Annotated in this window: 7 protein-coding genes; 4 read left to right on the top strand and 3 right to left on the bottom strand. The window is 73.0% G+C overall.

Annotation, left to right across the window (positions count from 1 at the left end; translation table 11 throughout):
• Nucleotides 1–41: 41 nt before the first annotated feature.
• The 3 genes from hfq to FV234_RS09235 all read left to right on the top strand — a co-directional run bounded on the left by hfq (nt 42) and on the right by FV234_RS09235 (nt 3,098).
• The gene (hfq, locus tag FV234_RS09225; RefSeq protein ID WP_066925253.1) at nt 42–296 is read left to right on the top strand and encodes an RNA chaperone Hfq; all 255 of its coding nucleotides are present in this window, start codon (nt 42–44) and stop codon (nt 294–296) included.
• A 121-nt stretch (nt 297–417) separates the two neighbouring features.
• Complete coding sequence (hflX, locus tag FV234_RS09230; protein WP_147752533.1) at nt 418–1,824, top strand: GTPase HflX; 1,407 nt, start codon at nt 418–420, stop codon at nt 1,822–1,824.
• A 14-nt stretch (nt 1,825–1,838) separates the two neighbouring features.
• Nucleotides 1,839–3,098 (top strand): adenylate/guanylate cyclase domain-containing protein, encoded by a 1,260-nt coding sequence (locus tag FV234_RS09235; RefSeq protein ID WP_147828845.1) that lies wholly within the window; start codon nt 1,839–1,841, stop codon nt 3,096–3,098.
• Nucleotides 3,099–3,447: 349 nt separating this feature from the next.
• On the opposite strand, the gene FV234_RS09240 is transcribed toward FV234_RS09235, so the two are convergent.
• Genes FV234_RS09240 through FV234_RS09250 form a run of 3 tightly spaced genes read right to left on the bottom strand, consistent with a single transcriptional unit; the run spans nt 3,448 to nt 7,299 of the window.
• Nucleotides 3,448–5,703 carry a xanthine dehydrogenase family protein molybdopterin-binding subunit gene (locus FV234_RS09240; RefSeq protein WP_147754765.1) on the bottom strand — a complete coding sequence of 752 codons (2,256 nt, stop codon included), beginning with the start codon at nt 5,701–5,703 and terminating at the stop codon, nt 3,448–3,450.
• The gene (locus FV234_RS09245; protein ID WP_147828847.1) at nt 5,696–6,793 is read right to left on the bottom strand and encodes a xanthine dehydrogenase family protein subunit M; all 1,098 of its coding nucleotides are present in this window, start codon (nt 6,791–6,793) and stop codon (nt 5,696–5,698) included. The genes FV234_RS09240 and FV234_RS09245 overlap by 8 nt, the downstream gene beginning before the upstream one ends.
• Nucleotides 6,790–7,299: a (2Fe-2S)-binding protein gene (locus tag FV234_RS09250; RefSeq protein ID WP_147754712.1), complete on the bottom strand. Its 510-nt coding sequence runs from the start codon at nt 7,297–7,299 to the stop codon at nt 6,790–6,792. The genes FV234_RS09245 and FV234_RS09250 overlap by 4 nt, the downstream gene beginning before the upstream one ends.
• A 209-nt stretch (nt 7,300–7,508) precedes the next feature.
• Here FV234_RS09250 and FV234_RS09255 point away from each other — a divergent pair, with 209 nt between their 5' ends.
• Nucleotides 7,509–8,654 (top strand): histidine kinase dimerization/phosphoacceptor domain -containing protein, encoded by a 1,146-nt coding sequence (locus tag FV234_RS09255; protein ID WP_147754711.1) that lies wholly within the window; start codon nt 7,509–7,511, stop codon nt 8,652–8,654.
• Nucleotides 8,655–8,852: the final 198 nt, after the last annotated feature.

Consider the following 8,852-nt stretch of genomic DNA (forward strand, 5'->3'; position numbering starts at 1 on the left):
CGCCTTCGAAGGCGGGCGCCAAGATAACAAAGGATAAGAAGATGGCGGCCGAACGCGCACAGAACCTTCAGGACACCTTCCTCAACCATGTCCGCAAGAACAAGATTCCGCTGACGATCTTCCTCGTCAACGGCGTCAAGCTGCAGGGCGTGGTGACGTGGTTCGACAACTTCTGCGTGCTTCTGCGCCGCGACGGCCATTCCCAGCTCGTCTACAAGCACGCGATCTCGACGATCATGCCGGGTCATCCCGTGCAGCTGTTCGAGCCGGACGAGACCGCCCCCGAGAAGGCGTGAGCCGGCCCGCGGTCGACACGCGCATTGCGCCATCTTGGTTCGCTGCCCGCGGCGCCCCATCTGAAGGGTCCCGACACGCATCACGCCGCCGCCTGACGCAGGGTGGCGGCCCAAGGATTCCATGACCGAGACGTTGACCTCCGGCGAGGCCCGACTGCAGGCGATGGCCGCGCCGGAAGGCGAGATCGCCGCCGCGACCCACACCCTCGTCGTCGGTCCCTATCTCAGCCGCACCGCCGCCGCATCGCCGCACGGGCCGGCGCCGGTCTCGCGCTCGACGCAGGCGCGCCTGGAGGAGGCGGTGGGTCTCGCCGCCGCGATCGAGCTCGACGTGGTCGAGGCGATCCCGCTCAGCCTCGCCCGCATCCGGCCCTCGACCTATCTCGGCAAGGGCCGCGTCGAGGAGATCGCCGGCCTGATCAAGGCCAGCGAGATCGGTCTCGTGGTGATGGACTGCGCCCTGTCGCCGGTGCAGCAGCGCAACCTCGAGAAGGAATTCGGCGCCAAGGTCATCGACCGCACCGGCCTGATCCTCGAGATCTTCGGCCGCCGCGCCTCGACGCGGGAGGGCACGCTCCAGGTCGAGCACGCCCACCTCGCCTACCAGAAGTCGCGGCTCGTGCGGTCCTGGACCCACTTGGAGCGCCAGCGCGGCGGCTTCGGCTTCCTGGGCGGCCCCGGCGAGACCCAGATCGAGGCCGACCGGCGGATGATCCAGGAGCGCATGACGCGGATCGAGCGCGACCTCGATTCCGTCACCCGCACCCGCGGCCTTCACCGGCAGAGCCGGGCGCGCGTGCCCTACCCGATCGTGGCGCTCGTCGGCTACACCAACGCCGGCAAGTCGACGCTGTTCAACGCCCTGACCAAGGCGCAGGTGGTGGCGCAGGACATGCTCTTCGCCACCCTCGACCCCACGGCCCGCGCCACCAAGCTGCCGCACGGCGAGACGGTGATCCTGTCCGACACCGTCGGCTTCATCTCCGACCTGCCGACCGCGCTGATCGCCGCCTTCCGCGCCACGCTGGAGGACGTGATCGAGGCCGACATCCTGCTCCACGTTCGCGACGTCGCCCACGTCGATTCCGAGGCGCAGGCCGAGGACGTCGGCACGGTGTTGGGCGAGCTCGGGATCGAGATGTCGGCCGACCGGATCATCGAGGTCTGGAACAAGGCCGACCTGCTGGACGAGGGCGAGCGCACGCGGCTGACCAACCTCTCGGCCCACGACCGCAACGACCGCGACGGCGCCGCCCCCGTGCTGGTCTCCTCGCTGACGGGGGAGGGGCTCTCGGCCCTCACCGCGCGGATCGAGGCGCGGATCGCCCGGACGCGCTCGACGTTCGCAGTGATCCTCGGGCCGGAGGAGGGCGCGGCCCTGCACTGGCTCTACGAGAACGCCGAGGTGCTCGACCGGCGCATGGAGGAGGGCGGCACGCTGCACCTCGCCATCCGGGTCGCGCCGGAGAAGGAGCCGCGCTTCCTCAACCGCTTCGCCGGCGCCCGCCGGCTCAGCCGGGCCGGGTAGGCGCCGCACGCGTCATGAGGGACGACAGGGCGGCGCAGGCCGCACGAGACGAGAATACCGTCCTGCGGCTCACGCAGCGGGCCACCGGCGGCCGCCTGCTGGTCCTGCGCGTGGTGATCGTGCTCGTCCTGCTGATGGCGGCCCAGGTCTACGATGGCTCGCTGCACGCGCTCAGCCACTGGTTCATCCTCGGCCTCTACGCGGCCGGCTCGGTCTGGTTCGGTCGGGCGGAGCGCGGGGACGGGCGTCACGCGGAAGGCTTCGCCTGGGCCGGCACCGCGTTGAACGCGGGGCTGGCGATCTACGTCATCGTCGAGCACATGCTGGCGGGCGCCGCCGACACCGGCGGGGGCGCCGACGCGGTGAGCCAGCTGCCGGCCTTCCTGCTCCTGCTCCAGACGGCGCTCAGCATGCGCGTCTGGCACACCGCGCTGTTTGCCGGCACGGTCGCCTTCGCCTGGGGCGCCGCGATCCTGGCCGGCCTCGTCGACCCGGACGGCTTTCTCGGGCCGCATGTCGACCTTGCCGAGCAGGCGCCGGGGCTGCTGACCTTCCTCGCCGCCGGCGTCGTGGTGGTCGACGGGATCGCGCGCCTGCGCCACGCCGCCGGCGAGGCCGTGCGCCTGGAGCACGAGCGCGCGCAGCTCGCCCGCTTCGTTCCCGACGGGGTCGCGGCCGAGCTCGCCCGCGACGGCGACCTCGGCACCGCCCGCCGGCGCCATGCCTGCCTGCTGGCCCTCGACATCCGCGGCTTCTCGCGCCTGAGCCGCGATCACCCGCCCGAGACGATGGTGCGGGCGCTGCTCGCCGTCCGCGCCCTGGCGCATACGGCCGTGACCGAGCACGACGGCATCGTCGACAAGTACGTCGGCGACGCCGTGCTGGCGGAGTTCGTGGTCGGCGGCCCGGTGGCGCAGGCCCGCGGCGCGCTGGCCTCGGCCCGCGCGATCCGCACCCGTCTCGCCGCGCTGAACCGCGACCGCGCCGCGACGGGCGACTTCCCGCTGCGCGTGGTCGTCGCGCTCCATGCCGGCGACCTCCTGGTCGGCGTATTCGACGACGGCTTGCGCGCCGAATACACCGTGCTCGGCCCAGCGATGAACACCCTCGCCCGCCTCGAGACCCGCGCCAAGGCCGCAGACCTCGACATCGCCGCCTCCGAGGATTTTCTGCGGCTGCTCGGGCCGGCCCTCCCGGACGGCGCGCGGGCCGAGCCTGTGGCGGAGGAGGGCGACGTGCACCCTGCGCTCTTCGCCATTGCGGATGCCGCCTAGGCTGGGTTCGCCTTCGTCGAATCTCGCCTCCGCCGAAAAGTGGTCTTCCCTCCCCCTCTGCGGGAGCTCGATTCGTCAGCGCCTCGGATCACGCGTGAGTTCCCCCTCTCCCCGCTTGCGGGGAGAGGCCCGGCTGCACGCCGTCGTGCAGCCGGGAAGCGGAGGCGAAGCGACGGTGAGGGGGCGCGAACGGAAGAGTCTCTTCCGAGTCGCCCCCTCACCCTCGGCTGCCGCCTCGCCGCGACGACGACGAGGTCGTCGCAGCCCTCTCCCCGCACGCGGGGCGAGGGGCGAGGGGCGAGGGGCGAGGGGATGCGCGGAGACGTTCCCAGAAACCCCGTTCCGCCCTTCAGCCCAGCAGCTTGTCCAGCGTGATCGGGATCTCGCGCACCCGGATGCCGGTGGCGTGCCAGACTGCGTTGGCGATGGCGCCGGCCGAGCCGGTGATACCGATCTCGCCGACGCCCTTGATGCCCAGCGCGTTCACGTGGGAATCGTCCTCGTGCACCAGGATCGCCTCCATGGCCGGCGTGTCGGCGTTCACCGGCACGTGGTACTCGCCGAGGTTGTCGTTGAGGAAGCGGCCGGTGCGGGCATCCATCGCCGCGTGCTCGTGCAGCGCGAACGACATCCCCCAGATCATCCCGCCGTAATACTGGCTGGTGACGAGGCGCGGGTTCACGATGCGGCCGGCCGCGAACGCCCCGACGAGGCGGGTGACCCGGATCTGGCCGAGGTCGGGGTCGACCTTCACCTCGGCGAAGACCGCACCGTGGGCGTGCATGGCGTAGGTCTTGGCGGCGGCCGGGTCGGTCGAGGCCTTTCCGGTGGCCGTGAGGCTCCCGCGGCCGGCACGCGCCAGGATGTCGGCGTAGACCTCGCTGCGGCTCTCGTCGTCGCGGCGGAAGAGCCGGCCGTCGCGGGCGACGAACCCGGCGTTGCCGGCCCCGTAGAGCGGGGAGGCGGGGTCGTTGGTGGCCAGCTCTGCGAGCTGCGCCACCACCGCCTGGCCGGCCGCGTGGATCGCTCCGCCCGCGGTGGCGGTGTGGGCCGAGCCGCCGGCGATGCCGGCGTTCGGCAGGTCCGAGGAGCCCATCTTGAAGGTGAGCGCGTCGAGGCCGATCCCGAGGCCGTCGGCGGCGATCTGGCCGAGCGCCGTCCAGGCGCCCTGGCCCATGTCGTGGGCGCCGACCTCGATCGTACCGGTGCCGTCGGCGCGCAGCTCGGCCTTCGCCTGCGCCTCGAACATCAGCGCCGGGAAGGTCGCGGTGCCCATGCCCCAGCCGACGAGGAGGCCGTTCGCGTCGCGGGTCTGCCGCGGCGCCTTCGGCCGCGCCGACCAGCCGAAGCGTTCGGCGCCGCGGGTGTAGCACTCGCGCAAGGCCTTGGACGAGAACGGCTTTCCGGAGATCGGCTCGACCTCGGCATAGTTCGCCAAGCGGAATTCCAGCGGGTCCATGTCGCAGGCCAGCGCCATCTCGTCGATCGCGCTTTCCAGGGCGACGCTGCCGGCGGCCTCGCCGGGGGCGCGCATGAACAGCGGCGTGCCGGTGTCGACCCGCACGGCCTGGTGCCGGACGGCGATGGCCGGGCTGGCGTAGAGAGTGTGCGAAACGCCGCCGGCCGGCTCGAAGAAGTCGTCGAACCGGCTCGAGGCGGTCAGCGTCTCGTGCTCCAGCGCCGTGAGCTTGCCGGCCTCGTCGGCGCCGAGGCGGAAGCTCTGCCGGGTCTCGGCGCGGTGGCCGACCGGGCCGTACATCTGCGAGCGCGCGAGCACGAGCTTGACCGGCCGGCCGACGAGGCGCGCGGCCATGCAGGCGAGGATCTGCGGACCCGAGATCAGGCCCTTCGAGCCGAAGCCGCCGCCGAGGAACGGGCTCTCGATGTGGATGTTCTCCGGCGGGATGCCGAACAGCCCCGCGAGGCGCCCCTGCGCCATCGCCATGCCCTGGCTCGGCGTGTGGAGCGTCAGCCGGTCGCCGTCCCAGGAGGCCACCGCCGCGTGCGGCTCCATGGCGTTGTGGTACTGGGCCGGGGTCGCGTAGGTCGCCGCGATCCGCCGGCTGGCCGTCGCGAGGCCCGCCTCGACGTCGCCGTGGGTCTCCTCCGGCGGCTGGCCGACGCCGATGCCGGGGGGCGTGAACGGCGGCTCGGCGTCGAGCCCGATGCGCGGCGTCTCGGCCTCGTAGCGCGGGTTCAGCAGGCGCGCGCCCTCGGTGGCCGCCTCAAGGGTCTCGGCGATCACCACCGCGATCGGCTGGTTGGCGTAGCGGACGGCGGAATCCTGCAGCAGGTCGAGGCGGAAGATGAAGCCGTGGGGCTTGTCGTCCGGGTGCTGGGCCAGCGCCGGGGCGTTGTCCGGCGTCATCACCGCGACGACGCCCGGATGGGCCTCCGCCGCCGCCACGTCGAGATGGGTGACGCGCCCGCGGGCGATCCGCGCGGCGCAGAGCGCGGCGTGCAGCGTGCCGGCCGCCACGTTGTCGGCGGCGAAGGTCGCCCGGCCGGTGACCTTCAGCGGCCCGTCGCGCCGGGTGAGCGGCTGGCCCATGCTCGATCCGTGGCGGGCCCGCTGCGGCGCGGACGTCAGTGCGATCTCAGCCATGGGCGGCTCCTGCAGGGGCGGCTGCCGCCGACGAAGGGGAGGGGGCGGCGAAAGTGGCGGCGAACGGCGAGGCCGGCAGCGCCGGCAGGCGCTCCGGCGTGCCGGCGGCCGCCAGCGTCAGCGCCCGCACGAGGATGCGGCGGGCGAGTTCGATCTTGAAGGCGTTGGCCTCGCCCGACGGCGTCGCGCCGGCGAGCGCCGCGTCGGCGGCCTTCCGGAACATGGTCCCGTCCGGCGCCTGGCCGGCGAGCAGGCTTTCCGCCTCGCGCGCCCGCCACGGCTTCAGCGCGACGCCGCCGAGCGCGAGGCGGGCCTCGGCGATCCGGTCGCCGTCGAGGCGCAGGCCCGCCGCCGCAGAGACCACCGCGAAGGCGTAGGAGGTGCGGTCGCGGACCTTGAGATAGCGGGAATGGGCCGCAAACCCCGCCGCCTCCGGCGGCAGCCGCACCGCGGTGATCAGCTCGCCCGGCGCAAGGTCGGCCTCTCGCTCCGGCGCGTCGCCGGGCAGGCGATGGAAGGACTCGAGCGCCACCTCGCGCCGGCCCGCCGCGCCCTCGATCTCGACGACGGCGTCGAGGGCCGCCAGCGGCACGCAGAAGTCGGACGGGTGGGTGGCGATGCAGTGCTCGCTCCAGCCGAGCACCGCGTGCAGCCGCGTCGCCCCACCGAGCGCGGCACACCCCGAGCCCGGCGTGCGCTTGTTGCAGGGGGAGGTGGCGTCGGCGAAATAGGGGCAGCGGGTGCGCTGCATCAGGTTGCCGGCGGCGGTCGCGGCGTTGCGCAGCTGCGCCGACGCACCCGACAGCAGCGCCTCGGCCACCGCCGGATAGGCCTTGGCGAAATGCGGATCGTGGGCGAGGTCGCTGTTGCGCACCAGCGCGCCGACCCGCACGCCGCCGTCGTCGAGGACGTCGAGGCGGTCGAGGCCGGGGAGGCGGGTGACGTCGACGAGGCGGGCCGGCGTGACGACGCCGCCCTTCATCAGGTCGAGCAGGTTGGTGCCGGCGCCGAGATAGGCGGCGCCGGGGGCCTGCGCCGCCGCGATCGCCTCAGCGACGCTGGCGGGACGGGTGTAGTCGAACAGGTTCACGCCGCGTCCTCCCGCATCATCACGCCGGCGGCTTGGCCGTCGCCGGCGGTCTGGGCGGCCAGCACCGCGTCGCCGATGCCCGCATAGGCGCCGCAGCGGCAGAGGTTGCCGCTCATGCCCTCGCGGATCCGCTCGGGATCGGTCCCCGCCTGACCTTCGGCGATGAGCCCGACCGCGCTCATGATCTGGCCCGGCGTGCAGAAGCCGCACTGGAAGCCGTCATGGGCGATGAAGGCCTCCTGCACCGGATGCAGGCGATCACCGTCCGCCAGGCCCTCGATCGTGGTGACCGAGGCGCCGTCGAGGCTGATCGCGAGCGCGAGGCAGGCGTTGATCCGCCGGCCGTCGACCAGCACCGTGCAGGCGCCGCACTGTCCGCGGTCGCAGCCCTTCTTCGAGCCGGTGAGATGGAGGCGCTCGCGCAGCAGGTCCAGCAGGGTCACGCGGGGATCCTCCAGGAGGACCTCGCGCGCCGTGCCGTTCACGGTGAGCCTGAGAGGTATCATGCGGTCTCCGGGCATGGCGCAGCTTGGAACCGAACCAGATAGGACCACGCCGCGCAAAGGCCAGTGGACCTGCAATCGCAGGTCGCCAGGCAAGGTGCTGATTAGGGCGCGGGGCAGGGCGCCGGGGGGGCACGAAGGCGAGGACGGAACGGGTAGGGGGACCGGAACGCGTCGCCTCCCGCGGCCATCCCTGCTACCCTGCCCCGGTCATGAGCGATCACCACCCGGACCTGACCTACCGCCTCCGCCAGCAGGCCATCCTGTCCGAGTTCGGCGTCGAGGCCCTGCGCGGCGACGACGTCGACGGGTTGCTGCAGCGGGCGACCGAACTCTGCGCCGAGGGCATGGGCGCCGAGTTCTGCAAGGCGCTGGAGCACCTGCACGACGAGGACATGCTGCTGGTGCGCGCCGGCGTCGGCTGGGGGCCGAACGTCGTCGGCAGCGCCCGCGTCGGCGCCGACCTCGCCTCGCCCGCGGGCTTCGCCCTCAAGACCGGCCGGCCGGTGATCTCCAACCACCTCGAGAACGAGGCCCGCTTCCGCACGCCGCAGATCATGGCCGAGCACGGCATCCGCCGGGCGATCAACGTGCTGATCGAGAACCGCGAGGGCGCCTTCGGAGTGCTCGAGGTGGACGACACCCGCGAGGGCATGTTCACGGAGGCCGACATCGCCTTCATGCAGGGGTTCGCCAACCTGCTCGGCGGCGCGATCGAGCGGCAGCGCACGGAAGGGCTGCTCCGGCAGGCTCTGACGCGGCAGGACCTGCTCGTGCGCGAGATGAGCCACCGGGTGAAGAACAGCCTGGCCATCGTCGCGAGCCTGCTCGCGCTCCAGGCGCGCAACGCCGACGCGGGCCCGGTGCGCGACGCGCTGATCGACGCCCGCACCCGGGTGGAGGCCATCGCCGGGGTCCACGACCAGCTCTGGCGCCAGGGCGACACCACGCCGGGCGAGATCGACCTCGGGCAGTTCCTCGAGACGCTGGCGGCCAACCTCCAGGGCAGCGCGCCGAGCCACCGCATCCTGTGCGCGGCAGAACCGCTGCGGGTCTCGGCCGACCGGGCGATCCCGATGGGACTGATGGTCAACGAGCTCGTCACCAACGCCATCAAGTACGCCTACCCGGACCGGACCGGCGAGGTGCGCGTCGGCGCCGCCTGCGCCGGCGGGATGCTCGTCCTCGACGTGTCGGACGACGGCGTCGGCCTGCCGGCGGATTTCGACATCGGCCGGGCCTCGCGCAGCCTCGGCATGCGGGTGATCACGAACCTCGCCCGCCAGCTCGACGCCCGGGTCGCGACCCCGCGCGGGCAGGGCGCCCGCTTCCGCATCGAGATCCCGCTCGAGGCGTGAGCGGACTCCGCTTTGCATCGCGCCGGCCCGTCATGCGTGATGCGCCGAAACCCTTGCGAGCCGGATACGAGGAGACGCCATGCCCCGCTTCCCAATCATTCCGCCGATTCCGGCACCGATCGCCGCCCTGGCGGCCCTGTCGCTCGTCGCCGCCGCGCTCCCGGCGCTCGGCGCCCCGGCCGACCCGATTCCCCCGGC

Origin of the sequence: Methylobacterium sp. WL8 (assembly GCF_008040045.1) — a bacterium.
Lineage (GTDB): Bacteria > Pseudomonadota > Alphaproteobacteria > Rhizobiales > Beijerinckiaceae > Methylobacterium > Methylobacterium cerastii.